The sequence below is a fragment of the Pedobacter cryoconitis genome, from assembly GCF_003259615.1.
Classification (GTDB): Bacteria; Bacteroidota; Bacteroidia; order Sphingobacteriales; family Sphingobacteriaceae; genus Pedobacter; species Pedobacter cryoconitis.
This window is the reverse complement of sequence record NZ_QLLR01000001.1, coordinates 3922-27597: the sequence shown is the minus strand read 5'-3', so window position 1 is coordinate 27597 and position 23676 is coordinate 3922. Positions and strand designations below refer to the sequence as shown.

Genomic DNA, 23676 nt, shown 5'->3' with positions numbered 1-23676 from the left:
TTTAGACCTTCTTTAAAGAACAATTTATGATTATTGCACCAAGAATACGTGGTTTTATCTGCCTGACTGCCCATCCTCAGGGATGTGAGCAAAATGTTGTCAATCAAATCAACTACGTGAAATCAAAAGGAGCTATAGCTGGCCCTAAACGTGTGCTGGTTATCGGCGCATCTACAGGGTTTGGCCTGGCATCAAGAATAACCAGTGCTTTTGGATCGGATGCCGCTACCATAGGTGTGTATTTCGAAAAACCACCTGCACCAGGTAAAACTGCTTCACCAGGCTGGTATAACACCGCTGCTTTCGAAACTAAAGCTCAGGAAGCTGGTTTATATGCTAAAAGTATCAATGGCGACGCTTTCTCTGATGAGATCAAACAAAAAACATTAGACTTGATTAAAGCTGACTTAGGTCAGATTGATTTAGTGATCTACAGTTTAGCTTCACCACGCAGAACGCACCCTAAAACAGGAGTGGTCTATAATTCTGTGCTGAAACCAATCGGTCAGAGTTTCACTAACAAAACAGTAGATTTTCATACTGGTGTAGTTACTGATATTTCTATTCAACCTGCAAATGAAGAAGAAATAGAAAATACCGTTGCCGTAATGGGAGGGGAGGACTGGGGTTTCTGGATCGAAGATCTTAAAGCTGCAGGTTTACTGGCAGAAGGCGCTACGACAGTGGCTTATTCTTATATCGGCCCATCAGTAACTGAAGCGGTTTACCGTAAAGGAACTATCGGACGTGCTAAAGATGATCTGGAAGCTACTGCTTTCCATATCACTGAAAAATTAAAAGACCTGAATGGTAAAGCCTATGTTTCTGTAAACAAAGCTTTGGTAACCCAGGCAAGTTCTGCTATTCCGGTAATTCCATTGTATATATCATTGCTTTATAAAGTGATGAAAGCAAAAGGAACTCATGAAGGATGTATTGAGCAGATCCAGCGTTTATTCCAGGACAGACTATATACTGGCGCTGCGATACCAACCGATGAAAAAGGAAGAATCCGTGTTGATGATTTAGAAATGGATGCGGCTACTCAAGCGGAAGTTGCTGAGTTGTGGGCTGGCATTTCTACAGAAAGTTTACCAGAAATGGGTGACCTTGCCGGTTACAAACATGACTTCCTGAACTTGTTTGGTTTTGATGTGGCCGGAGTTGATTACGAAGTTGAAACGAATGAAATGGTAGAGGTCCCTGGATTAGTTTAATTTAGACTTTAACCTGTTTAAAAAGAGGGCTTCCATTCAGTTGGAAGCCCTCTTTTTGTATGTGTTATATTTTTAATTAATTGATATTTATGTTGTTGTGTTTTTTATTGTGCAAAATTAGATTGTGCGCAATATAGTTAAGTAATGTCCGTTTAATACGTATGGAAATGCTTAAACTGGAGCAGCAGCTCTGCTTCCCGATCTATGCTTTGTCAAGACAGATCACCGCTTTGTACCGGCCTTTACTGGAGAAACTGGATCTCACTTATCCGCAATACCTGGTGATGCTGTTGCTTTGGGAAACCAATAAAATCAGTATCAAAGAAATTGGGGAGAAGCTTTTGCTGGATACCGGAACCTTAACGCCGCTATTGAAAAGGCTGGAGCAAAAAAAATATCTGACCAGGAAAAGGAGCGAAGAAGATGAACGGATTGTACTGATCGAATTGACCAGTGGCGGGCTGAAATTAAAGTATGCTGCTGCCGGAATCCCGGGAGCTTTGTTTTGCGCTTTGGATATTACTGAGGGTGAAATGGTCAGTCTTCAGCAAAAACTAACAGGAATTTTAAATACAATCAATAAACAAAATGGATAAAATAGAAAAATTATACACTGCTGTAGCAAGTGCTACCGGTGGTAGAAATGGAAATGTAAAATCATCAGACGGAGTTTTGGACCTGGAAGTAAGAATGCCAAAGGAGCTTGGGGGTGGGGCAGGAGCCTATACAAACCCTGAACAACTATTTGCAGCGGGTTATGCGGCTTGTTTTGACAGTGCTTTGAATCTGGTGATCAAAATGGATAAAGTGGAAACAGGCGAAACTAAAGTAACCGCCCAGGTCAGTATTGGAAAGAACACAACAGGAGGCTTTCAGCTGGCTGTAAAGCTTTCTGTAGCTATTCCGGGAGTAGATGCTGAACTCGCAAAGAAATTGACTGAGAAGGCACATCAGGTATGTCCTTATTCAAATGCTACCCGTGGCAACATTGAGGTTGAACTTGAAAATGTTTAGCTAAAAGGTAACCGTGCCCTTTGAATTATAGAAGATGAGGGCGTGGTTGCCTTTTTAAGTGACGTTGGAACGTCCTTATTGCAATGTACCTGTTATATCGCGATGACAGAAATCATTCTTTACAGGAGGCTTATTTTGCTTGAAATAAGTTGGGCTGAATTTGTCTTTTACTGGAATGTGTAAAACGTTACTTAATTTTTTGTGCGTCTCTTTTGCGTCTTTCGGCTTTGGCGCGCAGCAATGCAGGGTCGGCCGGTTTAACTGTTCACTTTGTTCAGTTAACAGGGATAATTTTGCTGTTATACTTCATATGTTTAATCAATTGATTATTATAATTTATTTTAAATGAGATATATATGCTTGTTATCTAAATAATTAGTGAATGACAAGTTGTCGCTCTCCTGTTTTTTTATTTTACGGACGGCCTGTAAAAGACACAGGATTACTCATCTTTTTTTGGTAATATTGTCCTGTAATAAGGAATGAAAACCTTTGGTTTGCACAATAGTTATAAACACTGAATTTTCAATGTGGATAAGTTATCCACAAAAAAGACGCTTTTTTCTAGGCTATCGTTTTGCCTGTTAGCGACTTATGAATTAGGTGAGATTTTATGATTTTTTGTTGGTAATTTTTAGGATCTTCGCCCTCCCAAAACGGCAGAGTGTTTGGTCGTTGTTTAAGTCGAATACCATTAATTTATAGAATAACTATGCAAAAAACTTGTACCGAAGTATGGAATAACTGTCTCCAGATTATTAAGGATAATATCCCGGTCCAAAGTTTTAAAACTTGGTTCGAACCGATTTCGGCATTAAAATTGGAAGGCAACATATTAACTGTACAAGTGCCGAGTTTATTCTTTTATGAATGGCTGGAAGAGCATTATGTTGGTTTATTGCGCAAGACAGTTAAACAGCAAATGGGAGAAGAAGGACGTTTAGAATATAATATAGTGGTTGATAAGTCGTCAAACAGCGGTTCACCCTATACAACCAGCATGCCGTCAAATGGCAACGGAGCTGCTTCAAAAACACAATCAATGCCTGTTCCGGTATCTATAAATAAGGACATTAAAAACCCTTTTATTATACCAGGGCTGAAAAAACTGAATGTTGACCCTCAATTAAATTCTCAATATACTTTTGAAAGTTATGTAGAAGGTGATTGTAACCGTTTAGCACGTTCTGCAGGTTTTGCAGTAGCGGCAAAACCGGGTGCAACTTCATTTAACCCCTTAATGATCTATGGTGCTGTAGGATTGGGTAAGACCCACTTAGTACAGGCTATCGGAAATGAAATCAGACGTACTTTACCGGATAAACTGGTTATATATGTGTCTTGTGAGAAGTTCTGCCAGCAGTTTGTAGAGTCTTTAAAGAACAATACGATCAATGATTTCGTGAACTTTTACCAGGCGATGGATGTAATCATCATGGATGATGTCCATAATTTCGCCGGAAAAGAGAAAACACAGGATATTTTCTTCCATATTTTCAATCACTTGCATCAGTCGGGAAAACAAATTATTATCACTTCAGATAAAGCGCCAAAAGATCTTTCAGGTGTTGAAGAACGCTTGTTAAGTCGTTTCAAATGGGGGCTTTCAGCTGATTTGCAGATTCCTGATCTGGAAACCAGGATCGCAATCTTAAGGAAAAAAATGTACGCTGACGGAATTGAACTTCCTTCGGATGTAGTTGAATATGTAGCGAATAACATTGATAACAATGTACGTGAGCTGGAAGGAGCAATGGTTTCTTTATTAGCACAGTCTACGTTGAATAAAAAAGATATTGATCTTGGTCTGGCTAAGTCAATGCTGAAAAACTTTATCAAAAACACCACGAAAGAGATTTCAATGGATTATATCCAGAAACTGGTTTGTGAGTATTTTGAAGTACCTGTGGAAATGGTGAAATCACCTACCCGCAAGCGTGAAATTGTACAGGCACGCCAGATTTCAATGTATTTATCGAAAAGTCTGACTAAATCTTCTTTAAAGAGTATTGGCGCATTTTACGGTGGAAGAGATCACTCTACTGTGATTTATGCTTGCCAAACGGTTGAAGATCTGATCGATACAGACAAGAAATTCAAAGGGTATGTAAATGATATTCAGAAAAAATTAAAGATGAGCTAGGTTAATCCTGCTGAAAAGCCGGTTTTCCTGTTAAAATAGAAAAAGGCATCCGTATTACGGATGCCTTTTTCTATTTTAACAGGGTTTTAAAACCTTATATTAAGCCTTAAATTAATTACCATGAAAGTAGCCGTTTTTAGTACACAATCTTATGATAAACAGTATTTTAACCTTGTTAATGAGGATTTTAATCATGAGTTTATCTTCCTTGAACCAGCTTTAAACGCGGATACTGCGATTTTGGCCGGTGGATGTCGTGGTGTTTGTGTTTTCGTGAATGATAAGGTGGATGCTAAAACTTTGCAGATCCTGCATCAGTATGGTACAGATACCATTGTATTGCGCTGTGCAGGCTTTAATCAGGTGGACCTGGAGTTTGCTAAAGGATTGGGTATGAATGTTTACAGAGTGCCTTCTTATTCGCCGGAAGCCGTAGCAGAACATGCTGTTGCGATGATCATGACTTTGAACCGTAAAACACATAAAGCTTATAACCGGGTAAGAGAGGGGAATTTCTCTTTAGAAAGGTTGATTGGCTTTAACCTGAATGGCAAAAAAGCAGGTATTATCGGGCTGGGACAAATTGGCCTTGCCTTTGCAAAAATAATGCAGGGCTTTGGTTGTGAAGTTATTGCTTATGACCCGGTAGTCAAGAATGCACCTGCTTATATTAGCCTGACAGATCTGGATACTTTGATGACAACCGCTGATGTAATTTCCATCCATTGCCCTTTAAATGAACATACCCATCATTTGATTAATCAAAAGAGATTTGAACAGATGAAGAAAGGGGTGATGCTGATCAATACCAGCAGAGGCGCAATTTTAGATACCCATGATGCAATTGAAGCGTTGAAACAAGGCAAATTAGGCTACCTCGGAATTGATGTTTATGAGCAGGAGGATAAGCTTTTCTTCCGTGATCTTTCGGAAAGCCTGATCGAGGATGAACAGATTTTAAGGTTGATGAGTTTCTCCAATGTACTGATCACAGCGCACCAGGGCTTCTTCACTACAGAGGCTTTAACGGAGATTGCCCAGACAACTTTACAGAACCTGGATGCTGCAGAATCAGGCCAGTCTACAGCAAATAAACTGGCCTGATTTCAGGCTTAAGAACTGCAGGATAAAGTAGAACTTCCGGGCTGATCATTTGCCCATTCCGGTCTTAATTTAAAGAACTCATCATGTGCTGTTGAATAGGGGGTTTTGAGTGCTTCCTGCAATTTTATAAATAGAGTTTGCTCTCCTTTTTCGAGTTCTTGTATCGCTTGAAGAAGCAAATAATTTCTCAAAATAAAGCGGGGATTACTTTTTCTCATGAGCTCTTGTGAAGCTTCAGGTGAAATTTGGTTCTCGCTGATTATCTTTTGATAAGCATTTATAGTTTGATAGAGCTCTTGTTGATTTACTTTGTTGGGAAGCTCATAGAATGAAGGGGAAAAATGGATTGAAATGAGATCCTCCGTAGTGGCTTCCGCAGGCAGTGTAATCAACAGCTGATAGAAAATTGTCATATCGGATTTGAGTAAATTCAGGGTCTTTTCAACCGTCTCAATCAGCTCCTGATCTGCTGCTTTGAACTCATCCAGTCCAAGCTTGTCTGCCATCATTGCGTGGTATTTGGAGAAGTAAATTGTCTTGTAGTTTTCCAGGGCTGCTGAAAGCTGTTCAGGTTGTTCAAAAAGGGGCGCGATAGCACTGGCCAGGCAGCCTAAGTTCCAGTAACCAATGGAAGGCTGACGGCCATAAGCATATCTTCTTCCGGGAAGGTCTGTGGTGTTTGGCGTAAATTCAAGGTCATACTGATCCAGAAAAGAGAAAGGGCCATAATCAATGGTAAGCCCAAGGATCGACATGTTATCGGTGTTCATCACCCCATGTACAAAACCTACCCTGATCCATTCGACCATCAGGCTGGCTGTTTTATCCACAACTTCTTCAAACCAGGCGAGGGTTTTGTTTGCTCCTGTTAAATGCGGAAAAAACCTTTCTATGGTCCATGAGGTCAGTTTTTCCAACTGAGGGATCTCTTGTCTGGCAGCGAGCATTTCAAAATTCCCGAAACGCAGGAAGCTTGGTGCTGTACGCAGCACAATAGCGCCTTTTTCATAGGCGGCGTTTCCATCGTAAAAAAGATCGCGCATCACCTGATCTCCTGTAGTGACCAGCGCTAAAGCCCTGGTGGTAGGAATACCCAAATGGAACATAGCCTCACTCATTAAGTATTCACGTACTGAGGATCTCAGGACCGCTCTGCCGTCTCCTCTGCGGGAATATGGTGTTGGGCCAGCCCCTTTAAGCTGAAGCTCGTAAATCGCCTTATTTGAGTTTTCCCATTCTCCAAGAGTAATTGCACGTCCGTCGCCCAGTTGTCCTGCCCAATTTCCAAATTGGTGGCCTGCATAACAGGCGGCATAGGGATACATGGAAGGGTTGAGCACATTACCGCCAATGATATTGATGTCTTTTTCATTTGGCTGACCGATTTGAAGCTCTTCTGCCAGTTCATCAGACCAGGCCAGGAGTTCAGGATTTTTAACTGGGGTGGGTATAGCTTTGCTGTATAAAACGCCGGGAGTTTGTCGGGGTGGAAAGTTTCCGCTTTCATCACCATCAAATGTAGTGATGAATTCATTTTTAAACGTTTTTGTACTCAATTTTTCCATAAAATCCTGCTTCTTTTTAAGACACAAAGGTAGAGCCATTTGACGGGCTTCGGTAAATCTTTCCGTTTATTTTCTGTTCATTATAAAGATAGCACTTGTTACTGATGTGAATTTTTGTTAACTTATACGGATGTTACCGGTTGTCGGTTTTGCTGATTAGGGCATAAATTATTTCTGTAAAACCAAAATTATCTCTTTAGAAAATGAACGGAATGAATGGTGATAATCTATTGCGATGCTTAGGCTAAGACGGTAAATTTAGATATTTACTCAGGTTAAATTAATTAATCCCATGAACAGAGCCTATAGTCAAAAAATAATGGTAGTGGCCAGCGAAGACAAAGTTTCTGTCCGGAAGGATTTCTTTGAAAGAGAAATAGTCATGGAATTAAAGACGCAAAACCAGCTGTCTTTTAACCGTTTATATGTGGTTTATGCGTCTATGTTGTTAGGGGTGATCTCTAAATTGGTTTCCTCCAGAGAGGTAGCTGAAGATATTTTACAGGAAACATTTATCAAAATCTGGAAGTCAATTGATCAATATGATGAGGGGAAAGGCAGGTTATTTACCTGGATGTCCTGTTTAGCGCGTAATACTGCAAAAGACTACCTTAAAGGGAAAAACTTTGCAAAGAGTATCAGGAATGATGACATCGACAGTGTATACTCCAAGGTCAATGATTTTCACCATTTCCGTTACAATACCGATGTTATCGGAATACGGGAGCTGATAGGGGTCTTGTCAGATTCGCAGAAACAGATTCTTACACTGGTCTATTTTCAGGGCTATACGCAGTTAGAAGTTTCTGACAAACTCCATATTCCTTTAGGCACCGTAAAATCAAAAATCAGACTGGCTGTAAAAGAATTACGGTGCTATTTTTAACGTTATTTGTAAACTTCCAGTTCTGCGATACGTAGTAATCCATCTTCACTATTTTGTAATCTCAGGTATCTGGCTGTTGTTTTCGCAGCTAAAGTGATCCGTTGTAAAATAGGGTTAGCTTTAATATTTGAGAATTCCCCGCTGGCAATCTTCTGCCATTTTTTACCATCTGTACTGCTGAATAATTCATATTTTTCAATCGCCCCGGTGGCTGTTCCATCTTGTCCGGGTAAGTAACCTACTGCCGAAAATGTCAGTGATTTTCCAAAGTCAAGGTCAATATAGTTGCTGCTTTTCGTTTCGAAAAAGGTCGATTTATTATTGTCTATACTGTTTTTAAGTTCAAGCTGCGTATGAGCTGAAGGGGTTGAAACGGATGCTTTCCAGTTTGTTTTGCTATAGGCAACGTCTGAATTTTGAGCAGACATTGGTTTAAGCTCCGGCTCCAGGTAAAGGCCAATTTCACTTAATGCAATCGCTACAGGCGCATAAACATGGATACGGATTTTTGCGGATGACTGGGGTTCAGGCAAACGGATTATTCTGTTCGCGCCAATGCTGGTCGCTTTAGCCAGTAGTTCCCATTTGTGGTTTTTGAAGACTTCCACAGTTACGCTGTCTATCCTTTGACCAAGCTTAATGTTTTCGCGAAGTTGTACGATACTGAATTTTGCGGGCCTCTTAAAGTCAAGCTGTGCCCAGGCGCTGTGAACAGCATCGTCTGTGGCCCAATAACTGTATCTGCTGGCATCGGTCAGGTTTGCTGCGCCGAATGAGCCTGCTTGTTTGTTGCGGATGTTAGAGAGGGTTATTTTGGCTTCTTTAGCCAGGTTATGGGCAAATACCTGTTTCAGCAATTTCCCGAATTCTGCTAATGTGTTTACGTCTTTTGGATGAAGAATTCCTTCGGTAGTTGGGGAAAGTCCAAGATCGAGTGCGCCGCCATGGCCAACAGATTTGCAGTAAATGTTAAACAGTTCTGCTACTGTTTTGACCTGGCCGTCCTGTTCGGCATGGTAAAACCATCCCGGACGCAGGGATACATCGCCTTCAATAGGTATCCATTGTTCGCCGCCTCTTGTACCGCTGCCAAGGTTGGAGTCTTCCAGAAAACCGGGCATTGGCGGTTTACCTTCGTTTCCTTTGAGGGTAATGGTAGACCAGCTTGTTTCTGGCGCAATTCCTTTTTCATTGCCTACCCAGCGTACGTCAAGACCGATGTCGCTGAAAATACTGGCATTGGGTTGTAATTTCCTGGTAATTTCCCAGGTATTCAGCCAGTCGTAATAGTTGGACTGATCTACTTTTCTTTTTTCATTTTTTCCTCCGTAAGAGCCGTCCCCGCCATTTGCGCCATCGTGCCAGCTCATAAACAGTTCTCCATAATTGGTATAAAGTTCCTGAAGCTGATTTCGGTAAATAGTAAGGTAGGCTGGTGTTCCATAGGCTGGATTATTCCGGTCCCATGGGGAGCAGTAGACTCCGAATTTCATCCCCGTTTGTTTTGCGGCCTGCTGAAATTCTCTGACCATATCTCCTTTACCATCCTTCCACGGGCTTTCACTAATGTTATAAGCGGCAGTTTTTGTTGGCCAGAGTGCGAAACCGTCATGGTGTTTGGCTACGTATACGATTCCTTTAAAGCCTCCGGATTTAGCGGCATTGACGATTTGAAGGGCGTTGAATTTTTTAGGATTAAATATAGCCGGGTCAGCGTCTCCATATCCCCATTCTTTGTTTTGAAAGGTTGTCGGGGTGAAATGAATGATACAATACATTTCTGTTTCCTGCCATTTGAGCTGTCTTGCGGTAGGAAGAGCGCCATAGGGCTCTGGTGCGCCGGTTATGTCTGATGTATGGCCTGGGTTTAGTGTATGATCAGGATGTTGTGCGTAGCTGCCTGTGGACAATAGGATGGCTGCCAGGATTAAAAGTTGCTGCTTGTTAAATAATCTCATTTGTGGTTCAATTGATAGCTGTAAAGTAGCATTTTTCTGTTTCTCTTGTGCGATTTGTCACAGTTTTATCACCTTTTAGTTAAAAAAAGAATTGATTGAAAATGGGAATAATCCTTTTTATGGTGGCGTAGTCATAAAAACAAATTGATTCATTTCGTTATGAAAACTCTGAATTTTAAATCGTTAATAGTTGTAGTTGCTTTATTGGTATTCAGCGGACTGACAACAAGTGTTTTTGCACAAAGAGGCGGACGTGGTGGCGGTGGACATGGTGGCGGTTTTGGCGGCCGGTCTTTTCATGGTCCCTCAAGAGGTTCATTTGGCGGAGGCGGCTCAGTGCATATCGGCGTTCGTGCCGGTTATCATTACCGTCCGGCTGGCTGGGGGTTTAGAAGACCATATTATTCCTACCGCAGTTATTACAGACCTTATTTAGGTTTTGGGATCAGCGTACTTCCTTTTGGATATTATCCATTCTTTTATGGGGATAGCCAGTTTTATTATTCCGGCGGATTATTCTACAGACAGTATGATGATACTTATAAGGTCGTTGTTCCGCCGATAGGGGCTTCAGTGCCTGCACTTCCTTCTGATGCGCAGCAGGTTGTGATTAACGGACAAACTTATTATGAGTACAAAGGGGTGTATTACAGCGAATCTCAGGATCAGGATGGGAAAACGGTTTATATCGTTGCCGGTAAAGATGGGGTGCTGAATACAGACAATGGAAATGATAATCAGGATAATGGCCCGCAGATTGGTGATGTAGTCACTCAGCTGCCTGAGGGGTATAAAGAAGTAATGGTTAAAGGTAATAAATACTATGTTTCTGATTATGGGGTCTATTATGAACAGCTATTTGGTGATGACGGTAAGGTTTCTTATAAAGTGATTGGGAAATAATTTATAAGCTAACAGGGAAGTAATCTCTGATCAGATCATTAAGGAGTGGGGTGTGCTTGATTAATTTTTCATGCCCTGCTCCTTTATAGTTTTCAGACTTTATCCATGGCCGGTCTTTTAAAAAGGTACTGAGGTAAGCTGAATTGACTACAGTATCGTCTTCATCAAATGCAATCCAGTGGTTCAGGGTGTGGTCAAAGTTATAATAGGTATCCAGATCGTAATCGGAAGCCGGCCTGTTAAAGGTAGCCTGAAAAGAGGCGAAAAAGTTGTCTTGCAGATTTTCAGGTACGTTTACGCTATTCAGCATATTGCAGAAGAGTGCTTTTAGTTTGATAACAGGTGCAATACTGATCAGTGCACCGGGCTTAATGCCTGCTTGTTGCAGGGCAATCACATTTGCCATTGCGCCTAAAGAGTGGCCGATCACAGTAGATGGTGCTCCGTATTGATTGATAATCTTTTTGATAGCTTCTATATACAGGATCAGGTTGGAGAGTTCTGCTGGTGAACTTCCGTTGCCTGGCGCGTCAAAGGCAATAATTTCTACGTCTTCTAGTTTGAGCAGTTCTTCCAGCAGGGCAGAAAAGTCTGCTGCTTTGGAGCTCCAGCCATGGGTAAGCAGTATTTTACGGCTGCCTGTTCCCCATTTAAATCCATTAAAAACGAGTTCTTGTTTAGTGAAATAGGTATCTGTTACGGATAGCTGAAAGTGTTCGGCTGTGTCTAATAGTTGCTGCTGGGCTAATCTTAGTGGGATTTTTGGGGCGTAACAGATCAATTTCCAGAGTAAATCATCGATTGCCGAGCTTTCCATTTGACTCAGGTCTTTTGCTTGCTGATAGATTTGTCTGTAGTTTTTCATGTGCTGGGTGCAATATAGGGCTTCTGTTTGAGGTGGTTTTCAAGTGAATGTCAAAATTGAGGTAAACTGCTACCTTTGCTGCAATGGAATATTTCAAAAAACTGCTTGATTTACTCAAAACTGAACGTGAAGAAGATCAAAATGCTTATTTAAAATTAACGGAGTCTTCTTCTGTAGCGGATCGCCGGGCGAATGGTTTAACGTGGTACCCGGTTGCAATCAGGGGTTCTGAAATGAGCCGTGGTGATTATCTGACGGTGGAAATGGAACGGACTTCTCACCAGGATATTAGCCATCAGCTTCGTTTTGGTGCATCGGTAGTGTTGTTTTCTAATCATGATCCAAAGGTTGACCGGGTGGAGGGCGTGGTTTATCACCAGTCTGGTAATCAAATCAAAGTTACTTTACGGACGGATGAATTGCCGGATTGGTCGCGCGATGGTAAGCTGGGGCTGGATGTGCTTTTTGATAACAATAGTTATGATGAAATGCAGAATGCGCTTAAGCTGGCGGGTTCTCCTTTTGAGAAGGAGGAGGATGGAAGGCTGGTCAGGATTTTGACGGGTGAGCTGTCTCCTTCGTTCAATAGTCAAACCCATCTGTATCGTATTCCTTCTTTAAATGATGTTCAGCAGCTTGCGGTAGACAAGATTTTATCCGCAACTGACCTGGCCATTGTTCACGGGCCTCCGGGAACGGGTAAAACAACTACGCTTGTTCAGGCGATAAAGGCTTTGATTAAGCAGGATCATCACCAGATTTTAGTGGTTGCACCGAGTAATACGGCAGTCGATTTACTGAGTGAAAAGTTAGCTGATGAGGGGTTGAATGTGTTGCGTGTAGGAAATCCGGCAAGGGTTTCGGAGCGGCTGACGGCTTTAACGCTGGGTAGCAGAATGGCTGAGCATAGCAGCATGAAGGAAATGAAAAACCTGAAAAAGCAGGCGAATGAGTATAAGAACCTGGCACATAAGTATAAGCGGAATTTTGGCAGGGCGGAGCAGGAACAGCGTAAGGCGTTGTTCAGTGAGGCACACAAGATTATGAAAGAGGTGGGCAATACTGAGCAGTATATTATTGATGATCTGGTGGCGAAGGCGCAGGTGATTACGGCAACTTTAGTGGGGTCTAACCATTATACGGTCAGAAATCGTCATTTTCATACGGTAGTGGTTGATGAGGCTGGACAGGCGCTGGAGCCGGCTTGCTGGATACCTGTTTTGAAGGCTAAAAAGGTGATTTTTGCGGGGGATCATTGCCAGTTGTCGCCTACAGTAAAGTCTAATGTGGCTGCAAGAAATGGGCTGAGCACTACTTTATTGGAGAAGTGTGTGGGTTTGCATCCTGAGGCGGTAGTGCTTTTAGAGGAGCAGTACCGGATGAATGAACAGATTATGGGGTATTCTTCCAGGGTTTTTTATGAGGATAGGATGAAGGCTCATGTTTCTGTGGCGACACGGGTTTTGATGGATGGGGAAGAGCCTGTGGAGTTTGTAGATACGGCGGGTTGTGGTTTTGAGGAGAAGTTGGAGGGAACGAGTACGACGAATCCTGAGGAGGGGGTGTTTTTGATGAAGCATTTGACGCAGTTGGTGAACAGGGTGAGGGATAGTGGAGTGGTTTTGGCCGATTTCCCTACTATTGCTGTGATTTCGCCTTATAAGCAGCAGGTGTATTTGTTAAAGGAGCTTTTATTGAATACGCCGGAGTTAATGGTTTATGCGGATAAGATTACTGTGAATACTATTGATAGTTTTCAGGGGCAGGAAAGGGATATAGTATATATAGGGTTGACAAGGAGTAATAGTGAAGGGGTAATCGGGTTTTTAGCTGATGTGAGAAGGATGAATGTAGCGATTACCAGGGCAAAGAAGAAGTTAGTAGTGGTTGGGGATAGTGCAACGCTTTCGAGGTCGGAGTTTTATAATGGGTTTATTGGGTATGTGGAGGGATTTGGGGGGTATAAGAGTGCGTGGGAGTTTGTGGAGGGGTAATCAATTTAAAAAAATACAAGCTATGTGAGGCCGACATTGCCTTCGCTGAAGAAGCTCGGAACGCATGTCCTCCCATTATCTTATATTTTTTAAAAATGATTATCCGGTTGGTTGGTGTTGTGGGTTAGAGGAGAAATAAGAGGATTGTTATTTGTTGAAGGAGAAATAAGAGGATGTTCAACCTCAGTATAGTGTAGAGAAGGATTATTCTTTGTTTATTATCAGGAAAGGATAATTTTTTTTTAGGTATTTCTTTTTATTGCCTTTTATAATTCCATATATTAGATCTTATGGTTTGGTAATCAGTGTTTTGTTTGAAGATAAACCAAAGCCCTGAAAATATATACATATGGGATTATTTGATTTTTTAAATACCAACGAGAATGATGCTGATGAGCGCGGAGACGATCATACTTCATATTCAAGGGGTACTGATATGGGGTTTGTAGAAAATCTGATTAACTTATTTACAACTAAACCCATGGTGTTAAGGGCTTATTTTGGGTTGTTGTATGATGAGGAAAAGGATGATAATGATTTATTCTTAGCGATAGCACATCTGGGGGATGGGGAAGGATTGAAAAAGATAACACAAGCTATCAAAAAAACGTTTATGCCGGATGTCTCCATGTTCTACACTTCAACGGTTGATCAACCGGAACTACTGGACTTTATTGAGGGAAGCAATTTCCCGTTTTATGTTAAGGACAAGCCTCAGCCACTAAATGTACTGGTCATGAAACAGTGGTTCGATCCTTCTTATAAGAAAAGTTTTGTGGAAAAGATCAAATTGTCAAAGGTCACTTCTCTTTTTAAGGATTTTGATCCGCTAAGCCGGGGAATCGATTTCCAGACTTTCGTGAGGGATGGCAGAGAGTTTATTCCTTTGTTCTCTACTAAAGAAATGGTATTCAAGAGTGGAATGACCGAAGTGCCAAGCGATCTGACGGTAGCGGAATTCGACTGGCGAAGGATTGATGAGGCTATTGACGGAAGCTTAAAGTCGCATTTTTTTGTCCTTAATCCTGGAACTTCCTTCGAAGTGGAGTTTATTACTTAAAGTGTCTGAGCGCTTATTGCTGATCTGACGTTGTAATGATACCTTTTCGTTTTGAACAAAAAAATAGATACGTATCTTTAAAAAATCTTAGAGTCTGTTTGAAGTTTAGCTGATAAATTTTAAACAGGCTCTTTTTTTAAATCTCCGCTAACCAACGTTACGTTTATTGACAAATGAATAGAATTGAAAATTATGTAGAAGTATTTTCTGAAAGGATCATCAGTGGCCTGCCAAACTTCATTCTCGCTGTAGTTACTCTTTTAGCCGGTATCTGGCTCATCAAATGGTTTCTTGATTTTATCCACCGCCGTTTTCAACGGAATACGGTCGATATTTCTTTGAGTGAGTTTTTAGTGAGTATCATCAGGGTCATCCTCTATATTTTACTGGTTATTTCCTGCGCTTCAATGATCGGGATACAGACGAGCTCTTTTGTTGCTGTGCTGGCTTCGGGCGGTTTAGCAGTTGGCCTTGCTTTACAGGGCAGTCTTTCTAATTTTGCAGGCGGGGTACTGATCTTGTTGTTTAAGCCTTTTAAGGTTGGACACAATATCAGTGCTGCGAATAATGTCTCAGGAACGGTATTGAAAATCGATATTTTATATACAACCTTAAAGTCTGGCAATGGTACAACGATTTATGCACCGAATGGCCCGCTGGCAAATGCGGTAATCAATAATACATCGGATAATGAAATCCGGCAGGCAGAGTATAAGATTAGTATATCTTTTGATACTAATATTGACCATGCGCGTCAGGTGATACTGGCGGTATTGGAGGGGGATGCATTGATCCTTAAGGACCCTAAGCCAGCAGTACTGGTTTCCTCACTGGAGGATAGTGCAGTGGTCTTGTTAGTGCGGGCATGGGCGGCAAACGGGAACTTCTGGCCTGTTTATTATGCTAACTATCAAAAAATCAAAGAGGAACTGGAAAAGAGTAAAATTATTTTATCAAAAAAAGCTGAAGTATATGTGATGACAAATCGCGTATCTTAAACATTTAAAATCCACCTATAATGAACGAAGAATTTTATCTTCATATCTACAACAAACAAAGCCAGATTGAAGCTGTACCCTCTAATCTTGAAATTGCGGAATGGGCTGTAAGCCTGCTGAATTTAGTTTATCCCGAACGTTTAACTAATCCTGCGCATACTTTAGAAGAGATTAAAGGGTATTTTAGTCATTCTGAACAAGAGTTACTTCATATTTTACAAAAGACAAAGGCCTGTACAACTTGCAATCATCACGTGATTGCGGAAACTTTCTATAATGAGCTTCCGGAGTTGTTCCGCCAAATGAATACGGATGTCACAGCCACGCTGAGCGGTGACCCGGCAGCAAGAAGTGAGTTTGAAATTATCAGGACGTATCCTGGGTTTTTGGCCATATCAATCTATAGAATTGCCCACAAACTGTTGAAAATGGGTATTCCATTGATCCCAAGGGTACTGACTGAGTACGCACACTCGGCAACGGGTATTGATATTCACCCGGGGGCCGAAATCGGTGAGTATTTATTTATAGATCATGGTACTGGTTTGGTGATTGGGGAAACCACGAAAATTGGTGACCACGTAAAATTATACCAGAATGTTACACTCGGGGCACTCAGCGTTGAGAAATTCATGGCAAATACTAAAAGACATCCTACAATTGAGGATCATGTGATTATTTATTCGGGGGCAACCATTTTAGGCGGGGATACGGTAATTGGAGCGCATAGCGTGATTGGAGGAAATGTATGGCTGACTAAAAGTGTCCCGTCAAATTCTACGGTATATCATCAGTCTGCAATGAAAGTGATAGAAACAAAAAGCAAAATTTAAGCATGGGAACTTTAATAGATTGCATAGGAAATACGCCATTAGTAGAAATTACAAAGCTAAACTCTAATCCGGCAGTCCGGATTTTCGCTAAACTGGAAGGAAATAATCCTGGCGGAAGCGTAAAAGACAGGGCTGCTCTGAATATGATCCGCAGCGCAATGGAGCGGGGAGAGGTTACCAAGGACACGAAATTAGTAGAAGCAACCAGTGGAAATACTGGGATTGCACTGGCCATGATTGCCTCTATTTATGGGCTGAATATTGAACTGGTCATGCCTTCGAACTCTACCAGGGAACGCACGCTGACCATGGAGGCTTTTGGCGCAAAGGTTACATTGCTGGAATCTATTGAGAAGTGCAGGGATTATGCGGAGGAAAAGGGCGGTACGCCGGGGTATTTTTTGTTAAATCAATTTGCAAATCCTGACAATTACCTGGCGCATTATAAAACAACAGGGCCAGAAATATGGAAGGATACTGACCATCAGATCACCCATTTTGTGAGTTCTATGGGAACTACGGGGAGTATAATGGGTAATTCGATGTATTTAAAGGAAAAGAATCCGGCTATTCAGATTGTGGGTTGTCAGCCTACGGAAGAGTCTTCAATCCCTGGGATCAGAAGATGGCCAAAGGAATATCTTCCTAAGATATTTGATGCGTCAAGGGTAGACAGAGTGATGGATGTTTCCCAGGATGAGGCTTCGGACTATACCAAGAAAATGGCGAAAGCGGAGGGTATCTTTGCTGGAATGAGCAGCGGCGGTGCTTTGGCCTGTTCGCTTAGATTGGCTTCGGAGTTAACTTCGGGAGTGATCGTTTTTATAGCTTGTGACCGGGGTGACCGATACCTGAGCAGTGATCTGTTTTTGTAAATAAACAGGCTTACCGGAAAACTACAAAGGGTTGTTTCATTTGGAATGAAACAGCCCTTTGTAGCTTTTAACGGGATTAGTTTTTAAAGTATCCGTCTATGCCTGTTCCTGTAATATACATGGGATAGGTCTTTAATTTAAAAGATTCGTCTATGATGGAAAGAAACACGGTGTTTGGGGTCACTTCTGCTTTTGGCGGATAATAGGACATAGTAATGAGCTTGCTTTTTACTTTCCAGACAAAATACCTGATGCCTTTAAAGGACTTCTTTTATCGGCATAAAAGAGCAGATCGGATGCTTTTACCTTTAATGTAGTGACGGATAGTTTGTAAAATCGTTGAACAGGTGATTTTCTAGAAATGCTGTAAGTATAAGCAATGGTATCTTTTTTCTCTGCTCCGTGGCTTCGAGTTCCAGCTTTCTTTTGCCGCCTGAGAAACGTTCAACTGCATTGTAGTCCATGCTCAGCTCTCCTCTGGCCTGAAGGCCCAATTCGAAAATAACATAGATCTCAATATATAAATTGTGACTGTGTTTGTTTTAATATGAAAAAAATTTACGTACAAAAAAGCCCGCGGACATTTGGTCCGTGGGCTTTTTTGTACGTAAATTGATGGGTAAGAACTTGTTGCTCTTATTGTGCGTCTACCACAGCAATTGTAATCATGTTCACGATCTCTCTGACAGAGCTGTCCATCTGTAAAACATGTACTGGTTTGTTCAGACCTAAAAGGATAGGGCCGACTGCTTCTACATTTCCAAGTTCCTGCAATAATTTGTAGGCAACGTTTCCTGATTCCAGGTTAGGAAAGATCAAAGTGTTTGCTGGACTTCCTTTTAAGCTGGAGAACGGATAATTACTTTGCAGCAATTCTGCGTTCATCGCAAAGTTGGCTTGCATTTCACCATCAACAATCATATCAGGATATTTTTCTTTTAGCAATGCAGTCGCAATTCTCATCTTATCTGGAACAGAGCCAGTGTTAGAACCGAAGTTTGAGTAAGATAATAAGGCGATGCGTGGCGTGATATTGAATTCTTTGATAGTTTCGTTTATCATTCCGGTAATATCAACCATATCCTGTGCTGTAGGATCAGGGTTTACAGTTGTATCTCCTAAAAATACAGGACCTTTTTTGGTCAGCATCATATACATACCAGCGATTTTTTTCACGCCTGGTTTAGTACCGATAACCTGTAATGCAGGTTTTAAAGTAGATTTATAGTTTTTAGTCAATCCGGAGATCAACGCATCAGCTTGTCCGAATTCTACCATACTTGCACCGTAATAGTTACGGTCACGTACCAGTTTCTTTGCTTCGTATAAAGTGATACCGCGTCTTTGTCTTCTTTGGAAAAGGTGATCTGCAAATTTATCAGATTCCTCTGTTCCCTGCCATGGGTCAATGATTTCAACTTCGCCGAATTCAATTCCATGTTCCAGAATGATTTTTTGGATTTTGGTTACATTTCCTAATAGAATAGGGGTAGCAATACCTTCGTCCTTAACAATCTGTGCTGCTTTTAATATTTTATAGTTATCAGCTTCAGCAAATACTACACGTTTAGGAGCAGATTTTGCTTTGCTGGCAAGATTTCTCAGGATTTTATCATCAGCACCTAATCTGATTTGCAGTTCTTCCTGGTAAGCGTTCCAGTCTGTAATCTGTTTGCGGGCAACGCCAGATTCCATCGCCGCTTTGGCAACAGCAGTAGAAACAATACCAATTAGTCTTGAATCAATAGGTTTTGGGATAATATAGTCTTTTCCGAACTTCAGATTTTTTGCTTTGTAGGCAAGGTGTACGATTTCTGGTACCGGAAGTTTAGTCAGTTCAGCAATTGCTCTTACTGCAGCAAGCTTCATTTCTTCATTAATCGATGTAGCGCGTACATCAAGGGCACCGCGGAAGATGTAAGGAAATCCTAATACGTTATTTACCTGGTTAGGGAAGTCGGAACGTCCTGTGGCCATAATAATATCTTTACGGCTGTTGATGGCAAGATCGTACGCGATTTCAGGATCAGGATTAGCTAATGCAAATACAATCGGGTTTTTGGCCATTGATTGTACCATGTCTACTGAAACTACATTGGCTGCCGAAAGACCTAAAAATACGTCTGCACCTTTCATGGCTTCAGCTAAAGTGCTGATGTCTTTTCTTGGTGTAGCGAATTCCATACGCATTGGGTCAAGGTCGGTACGGTCGGTATTCACGATACCATCCTTATCAAATACCAGCATGTTCTCCTTTTTGACACCTAATTTAAGGTATAGTTTGATACAGGATACTGCCGCTGCACCAGCTCCGCTCACAACCAGCTTTATTTTTTCTATCTTTTTGTGCTGTAATTCACAAGCATTCAATAGGGCTGCACTGGTGATAATTGCTGTTCCATGCTGATCATCGTGCATGACCGGGATATTCATCTCTTCTTTTAAGCGCCTTTCGATTTCAAAACACATCGGCGCTGCAATATCTTCCAGGTTTACACCTCCAAAAGTTGGTTCTAAGGCCTTAACCACGTTTACAAATTCATCAGCAGTAGTCGCATTGATCTCTAAATCGAAAACATCGATGTCAGCAAAGATTTTAAATAACAATCCTTTACCTTCCATTACTGGCTTACTTGCTGCAGGGCCGATATTTCCTAAACCTAATACTGCGGTTCCGTTACTGATTACTGCTACTAAATTACCTTTAGCTGTATACTTATATACATCTTCAGGGTTTCTGTATATTTCCATACAGGGTTCCGCTACTCCAGGTGAATAGGCAAGTGCTAAATCCCGTTGTGAATTTGTTGGCTTGGAAGGTACGACTTCAATCTTACCTGGCCGGCCATCAGCGTGATAATCTAATGCGTCCTGTTTGCGGTTTGTTGCTTTGTTCATCTTGTGTGTGTATCCTTGATCTTTGTTGTGCTAGGGGGAGTAGATTACTCCAAAAGCTAATAAGTGGTCGAAAGTAGGTATATGTTTAAAATAATACTAGAAAATAATGGGGAAATTACCTGAAAGTGACCGTTAGCTATAAGAAATTTTTGTATAGTAGCTGATTTGTGAAAAATCTGCCGTACTTTCACAAGAAAAACTAATTGTAGTCTATGGCATTTTTGAGTATAGTATTGGATCCGCCAACTTATGGATGGGCCGATACTAATGGTAATTTATCGAAGCCGACAACTCGTCAGCTGTTACAGGAATTCTTTAAACGTCTGAACATTTTTAAAAGTAAAAAAAACTGGCTGCCATTCATGAGCTGGTTAAAAGTTATTATTACTATACCTTTTCTTTACTTTTTTATCTTTGAATACTTTAGCTGGAGCTTATTAATTGTTGCCTTCTTATATAGTATGATTATCATGGGTACCCATGGTACGATATGGCATCACCGGTTTTGCACGCACAATGCTTATGCTTTTAGCAATAGGTTCTGGCGCTTTTTTACGCAGAACCTGACTATCTCAATGATTCCTGAAGAAATCTATGTGGTTTCACATCATGTACATCATGCGAAGTCTGATATGCCTGGTGACCCTTATAATGCTTCCGGTGGATTTTTATATTGTTTTCTGGCAGATGTGAATCATCAGCCGATAGCGAAAGATTTAAGTGAAAGAAATTATCACCGTGCGGCAAGATTAATGAAGCATACCGGCGTTCAGCCAAATACATATACTCAATATTTAAAATGGGGTTCTATAGCTAATCCGGCGAGGACAGTTCTTGCCTGGGCTTTAAACTGGGGCTTCTGGTTTGGTATATTCTTCCTTATCGGTGGTTTTGGATTGGCTTGTACTGTTTTCGGTGCTGCAGGTATCTGGGCTGTAGGGGTTCGTACTTTCAATTATGAAGGACATGGCAAGGGAAAGGATATGCGCAGAGATAATTATGATTTCTCCCGTGAGGACATGTCTATCAACCAGCTTTGGCCGGGAATAGTTGCCGGAGAGTGGCATAATAATCACCATTTATATCCAAAAAGTGCAAGAACAGGATTTTTACCCCATCAGGTAGATATTGCCTGGTATTATATCCGTTTTATGTATGCGATCGGAACTGTTAAATCTTTCAAAGATTCTAAAACAGACTTCTTAGAGACGCATTACAATAAAGTAGCCCTGATGGAAGATGAGCAGGCTCTTCGTTTAGCGGAAGAGAAAATGCTGGTCTTGCAAAAGGATAAGGGGTAATTTTTCGCTAAAAGGATTATAGCTTTTTTTAATGTATTCTAAGGATCAGGCTTCAAAACTGAAACAGGCTTTCTGGACGGCCTTTGGCCAGTATATTGCCCCCCAGCTCTCTGCTGAGGGGATGAGAATTAACTGGATAAATTACAAGACAGGAATTAAGTATCTGAGTTTTAAACTGCATGCAGACAATAAGTCTGCATTTATTGCAATTGAGATTTCTCACCCTGATACGGGCGTTCAGGAACTTTTATTTGAACAGTTTAAGGAGTTCAGGAATATTCTGAAGGGCTATTTAAACGAAGAATGGGAGTGGGAACAGCAGCTGCTGGATGAAAATTATAAACCTGTAAGCAGGATTTATAAGTCCTTGCCTGATGTCAACATTTTCAAAGAAGAAGACTGGCCTGAAATCATTTCTTTTCTTAAGCCGAGACTCATCGCGCTGGATGAATTCTGGTGTGATGCTTCACACAGTTTTGAGCTGTTTAAATAAAATTTACCCTTTCGAATTAAATCATTTGATACATTTGTGGCTTGTTAGCGGTTCAGCTGATCAGGATTATTATAAATGTATATGTACGATATTTGTTGTGTAGGTCATATTACGCTAGACAGGGTGGTTACACCAACTACTGAAAAACACATGGCGGGAGGGACCTCATTTTATTTCTCTAATGCGATCCGCAAGATGGGGATAAACTATGGCCTGGTTACTGCTATCGCTCAAAGTGAAATGAGATTTGTATCAGATTTACGTACAAAGGGTACTGATGTTGTTGTTTTTCCAAGTGCAAAAACCGTTTATTTCGAGAATATCTATTCAGGAAGCCTGGATCACCGGACACAAAGGGTATTACAGGAGTCTGATCCTTTTACTGTGGAGCAGTTTAAGGCTGTTGACGCTAAAATTTTCCATTTGGGGCCGTTACTATCAAATGATATTTCTGTGGAGCTGATCAGAGAGTTAGCTGGCAGGAGCAGGGTGTCCTTAGATGTTCAGGGTTATTTGCGTGAAGTTAAGGGACAAAGTGTTTGTGCGGTGGATTGGAAGGATAAAAAGGAAGCGCTTCAGTACGTGCATACGGTGAAAGCTGATGAGGCTGAGCTCGAGGTGTTGACGGGAGTTGTAGGAATTAGAGAAGGGGTGGGGATCTTAAGTGACTGGGGTGTTCAGGAGATTGTGATTACCAGGGCCAGTTTGGGTTCTGTAATTTATGGTGATGGTTTATGGTATGATATTCCTGCTTTCAGACCTGTAGCTGAACTGGATGCAACAGGATGTGGCGATACGTATATGGCAGGTTATCTAGCTCAAAGAGTAAAAGGTGCAGGTATACAGCAGGCGGGTGAGTTCGGTGCTGCTATGGCGAGTTTAAAAATGGAATCTTACGGGCCTTTTGATGGTACTGAAGGTGATATAATTCAATTGTTAGCTAGAGATAGGGGCTAAGTTCAACTTTTTAATGTCTATTTTCTGATTCCAGAGGCTGATTTGTCGTTAATTCGTCATAGAAATGTTTTATTTAAAATAATCGTTAGTGTAATTTGTACACTATATAAAAGTTGTATATATTTGTATCAGAAAATAAGCAATAAATATTTTCCGGATCAAGGATGAGTCATTAGAAATGACAGCAACACTGCCGGAATTTTAAAGAGAAAACCCGTTCATACAGGTTTATATTTGGTTAGAATAGGGATGTGTCTGGATGGAACAACCCTTTCTTTTTTTTAAGACCTTTTGTAATGAACTAATATACTCTTTTTCGAAGCTTAAATCCCCCTCTATAATTCTTATCAGATCTAATTTCACTAAAGTTGTAATTGATATTCATTATCAATCTTTTTAAGGGGCAAGTCATAAACTTGTGGAGCAGGCTCTTTTTTAAGGATAAATTTTGACACGCTAAACAGAAAGTCTTTGCTGTCACGGATGTTCTTATGCCTGTGGAAGTTGCGCTGAAAGCTTTCAATTTGCATGGGAATGACTCAGCCGAAACAAGGCCGGGCTGTTAGTAAATAAATTCAAAATAGCTTAATAATAGATCTATATCGGCCGGGT

The 23676-nt window shown here is 41.1% G+C and carries 20 protein-coding genes; 15 read left to right on the top strand and 5 right to left on the bottom strand.

Translation table 11 applies throughout. The annotated features are described in order from the left end of the window. Positions 1-26 precede the first annotated feature (26 nt). The 5 genes from fabV (at position 27) to LY11_RS00105 (ending at position 5478) form a co-directional block, all read left to right on the top strand. Entirely contained in the window at positions 27-1217 is a 1191-nt protein-coding gene (gene fabV / locus LY11_RS00125) for an enoyl-ACP reductase FabV (RefSeq protein ID WP_111631712.1), read from the top strand. A gap of 161 nt (positions 1218-1378) precedes the next feature. Further along, positions 1379-1813, top strand: coding sequence for a MarR family winged helix-turn-helix transcriptional regulator (locus LY11_RS00120; RefSeq protein WP_170132588.1), 435 nt, complete (start codon positions 1379-1381; stop codon positions 1811-1813). Then, positions 1806-2231 (top strand): organic hydroperoxide resistance protein, encoded by a 426-nt coding sequence (locus LY11_RS00115; RefSeq protein ID WP_211321457.1) that lies wholly within the window; start codon positions 1806-1808, stop codon positions 2229-2231. Before LY11_RS00120 ends, LY11_RS00115 begins: the two co-directional genes overlap by 8 nt. A gap of 712 nt (positions 2232-2943) precedes the next feature. Continuing rightward, entirely contained in the window at positions 2944-4374 is a 1431-nt protein-coding gene (gene dnaA / locus LY11_RS00110; protein ID WP_068401097.1) for a chromosomal replication initiator protein DnaA, read from the top strand. Between the two features lie 120 nt (positions 4375-4494). Then, on the top strand, positions 4495-5478 hold the full coding sequence (locus tag LY11_RS00105) for a 2-hydroxyacid dehydrogenase (RefSeq protein ID WP_111631710.1): 984 nt from the start codon (positions 4495-4497) through the stop codon (positions 5476-5478). An 8-nt stretch (positions 5479-5486) separates the two neighbouring features. Here LY11_RS00105 and LY11_RS00100 read toward each other — a convergent pair whose 3' ends face one another. Then, on the bottom strand, positions 5487-7043 hold the full coding sequence (locus LY11_RS00100; RefSeq protein ID WP_111631709.1) for a protein adenylyltransferase SelO: 1557 nt from the start codon (positions 7041-7043) through the stop codon (positions 5487-5489). Positions 7044-7335: 292 nt separating this feature from the next. On the opposite strand from LY11_RS00100, the gene LY11_RS00095 reads away from it, so the two are divergent. Beyond that, positions 7336-7929: an RNA polymerase sigma factor gene (locus LY11_RS00095; RefSeq protein WP_111631708.1), complete on the top strand. Its 594-nt coding sequence runs from the start codon at positions 7336-7338 to the stop codon at positions 7927-7929. A gap of 2 nt (positions 7930-7931) precedes the next feature. Here LY11_RS00095 and LY11_RS00090 read toward each other — a convergent pair whose 3' ends face one another. Then, complete coding sequence (locus LY11_RS00090; RefSeq protein ID WP_111631707.1) at positions 7932-9887, bottom strand: alpha-L-fucosidase; 1956 nt, start codon at positions 9885-9887, stop codon at positions 7932-7934. A gap of 159 nt (positions 9888-10046) precedes the next feature. Here LY11_RS00090 and LY11_RS00085 point away from each other — a divergent pair, with 159 nt between their 5' ends. Further along, positions 10047-10790 carry a DUF6515 family protein gene (locus tag LY11_RS00085; protein WP_111631706.1) on the top strand — a complete coding sequence of 248 codons (744 nt, stop codon included), beginning with the start codon at positions 10047-10049 and terminating at the stop codon, positions 10788-10790. A gap of 1 nt (position 10791) precedes the next feature. Here the strand turns inward: LY11_RS00085 and LY11_RS00080 are convergent, their stop codons facing one another. Continuing rightward, on the bottom strand, positions 10792-11655 hold the full coding sequence (locus LY11_RS00080) for an alpha/beta fold hydrolase (RefSeq protein WP_111631705.1): 864 nt from the start codon (positions 11653-11655) through the stop codon (positions 10792-10794). Between the two features lie 83 nt (positions 11656-11738). Between LY11_RS00080 and LY11_RS00075 the strand changes: the two genes are divergently transcribed. From LY11_RS00075 to cysM, 5 genes are all read left to right on the top strand, one after another. After that, a complete protein-coding gene (locus tag LY11_RS00075; RefSeq protein WP_111631704.1) occupies positions 11739-13649 on the top strand; it encodes an AAA domain-containing protein in 1911 nt (636 codons plus the stop codon). 349 nt (positions 13650-13998) lie between these two features. After that, on the top strand, positions 13999-14709 hold the full coding sequence (locus LY11_RS00070; protein WP_111631703.1) for an SseB family protein: 711 nt from the start codon (positions 13999-14001) through the stop codon (positions 14707-14709). Positions 14710-14882: 173 nt separating this feature from the next. Further along, positions 14883-15707, top strand: a complete 825-nt coding sequence (locus tag LY11_RS00065) for a mechanosensitive ion channel family protein (protein WP_111631702.1) — start codon at positions 14883-14885, stop codon at positions 15705-15707. A 20-nt stretch (positions 15708-15727) separates the two neighbouring features. Continuing rightward, on the top strand, positions 15728-16540 hold the full coding sequence (gene epsC / locus LY11_RS00060) for a serine O-acetyltransferase EpsC (RefSeq protein WP_111631701.1): 813 nt from the start codon (positions 15728-15730) through the stop codon (positions 16538-16540). Between the two features lie 2 nt (positions 16541-16542). After that, positions 16543-17415, top strand: coding sequence for a cysteine synthase CysM (gene cysM, locus LY11_RS00055; protein ID WP_111631700.1), 873 nt, complete (start codon positions 16543-16545; stop codon positions 17413-17415). 76 nt (positions 17416-17491) lie between these two features. On the opposite strand, the gene LY11_RS27155 is transcribed toward cysM, so the two are convergent. Further along, positions 17492-17626 carry a hypothetical protein gene (locus LY11_RS27155; RefSeq protein ID WP_262510903.1) on the bottom strand — a complete coding sequence of 45 codons (135 nt, stop codon included), beginning with the start codon at positions 17624-17626 and terminating at the stop codon, positions 17492-17494. Positions 17627-18051: 425 nt separating this feature from the next. Further along, a complete protein-coding gene (locus tag LY11_RS00045; protein ID WP_111631698.1) occupies positions 18052-20313 on the bottom strand; it encodes an NADP-dependent malic enzyme in 2262 nt (753 codons plus the stop codon). A 212-nt stretch (positions 20314-20525) separates the two neighbouring features. Between LY11_RS00045 and LY11_RS00040 the strand changes: the two genes are divergently transcribed. The 3 genes from LY11_RS00040 (at position 20526) to LY11_RS00030 (ending at position 23064) form a co-directional block, all read left to right on the top strand. Continuing rightward, on the top strand, positions 20526-21614 hold the full coding sequence (locus LY11_RS00040; protein ID WP_111631697.1) for a fatty acid desaturase family protein: 1089 nt from the start codon (positions 20526-20528) through the stop codon (positions 21612-21614). A gap of 31 nt (positions 21615-21645) precedes the next feature. Then, a complete protein-coding gene (locus LY11_RS00035; protein WP_111631696.1) occupies positions 21646-22107 on the top strand; it encodes a DUF4268 domain-containing protein in 462 nt (153 codons plus the stop codon). An 81-nt stretch (positions 22108-22188) separates the two neighbouring features. Further along, positions 22189-23064 carry a PfkB family carbohydrate kinase gene (locus tag LY11_RS00030; RefSeq protein WP_211321456.1) on the top strand — a complete coding sequence of 292 codons (876 nt, stop codon included), beginning with the start codon at positions 22189-22191 and terminating at the stop codon, positions 23062-23064. Positions 23065-23676: the final 612 nt, after the last annotated feature.

What these genes read in the sequence shown, in the direction of transcription:
- LY11_RS00120 (WP_170132588.1), top strand. Translation starts at nt 1,379, where the DNA reads ATGGAAATGCTTAAACTGGAGCAGCAGCTCTGCTTCCCGATCTATGCT.
- LY11_RS00035 (WP_111631696.1), top strand. Translation starts at nt 21,646, where the DNA reads ATGTATTCTAAGGATCAGGCTTCAAAACTGAAACAGGCTTTCTGGACG.
- LY11_RS00090 (WP_111631707.1), bottom strand. Translation starts at nt 9,887, where the DNA reads ATGAGATTATTTAACAAGCAGCAACTTTTAATCCTGGCAGCCATCCTA.
- LY11_RS00085 (WP_111631706.1), top strand. Translation starts at nt 10,047, where the DNA reads ATGAAAACTCTGAATTTTAAATCGTTAATAGTTGTAGTTGCTTTATTG.
- LY11_RS00115 (WP_211321457.1), top strand. Translation starts at nt 1,806, where the DNA reads ATGGATAAAATAGAAAAATTATACACTGCTGTAGCAAGTGCTACCGGT.
- dnaA (WP_068401097.1), top strand. Translation starts at nt 2,944, where the DNA reads ATGCAAAAAACTTGTACCGAAGTATGGAATAACTGTCTCCAGATTATT.
- LY11_RS00075 (WP_111631704.1), top strand. Translation starts at nt 11,739, where the DNA reads ATGGAATATTTCAAAAAACTGCTTGATTTACTCAAAACTGAACGTGAA.
- LY11_RS00070 (WP_111631703.1), top strand. Translation starts at nt 13,999, where the DNA reads ATGGGATTATTTGATTTTTTAAATACCAACGAGAATGATGCTGATGAG.
- LY11_RS00080 (WP_111631705.1), bottom strand. Translation starts at nt 11,655, where the DNA reads ATGAAAAACTACAGACAAATCTATCAGCAAGCAAAAGACCTGAGTCAA.
- fabV (WP_111631712.1), top strand. Translation starts at nt 27, where the DNA reads ATGATTATTGCACCAAGAATACGTGGTTTTATCTGCCTGACTGCCCAT.
- LY11_RS27155 (WP_262510903.1), bottom strand. Translation starts at nt 17,626, where the DNA reads ATGTCCTATTATCCGCCAAAAGCAGAAGTGACCCCAAACACCGTGTTT.
- LY11_RS00040 (WP_111631697.1), top strand. Translation starts at nt 20,526, where the DNA reads ATGGCATTTTTGAGTATAGTATTGGATCCGCCAACTTATGGATGGGCC.
- LY11_RS00065 (WP_111631702.1), top strand. Translation starts at nt 14,883, where the DNA reads ATGAATAGAATTGAAAATTATGTAGAAGTATTTTCTGAAAGGATCATC.
- LY11_RS00100 (WP_111631709.1), bottom strand. Translation starts at nt 7,043, where the DNA reads ATGGAAAAATTGAGTACAAAAACGTTTAAAAATGAATTCATCACTACA.
- LY11_RS00095 (WP_111631708.1), top strand. Translation starts at nt 7,336, where the DNA reads ATGAACAGAGCCTATAGTCAAAAAATAATGGTAGTGGCCAGCGAAGAC.
- cysM (WP_111631700.1), top strand. Translation starts at nt 16,543, where the DNA reads ATGGGAACTTTAATAGATTGCATAGGAAATACGCCATTAGTAGAAATT.
- LY11_RS00030 (WP_211321456.1), top strand. Translation starts at nt 22,189, where the DNA reads ATGTACGATATTTGTTGTGTAGGTCATATTACGCTAGACAGGGTGGTT.
- LY11_RS00105 (WP_111631710.1), top strand. Translation starts at nt 4,495, where the DNA reads ATGAAAGTAGCCGTTTTTAGTACACAATCTTATGATAAACAGTATTTT.
- LY11_RS00045 (WP_111631698.1), bottom strand. Translation starts at nt 20,313, where the DNA reads ATGAACAAAGCAACAAACCGCAAACAGGACGCATTAGATTATCACGCT.
- epsC (WP_111631701.1), top strand. Translation starts at nt 15,728, where the DNA reads ATGAACGAAGAATTTTATCTTCATATCTACAACAAACAAAGCCAGATT.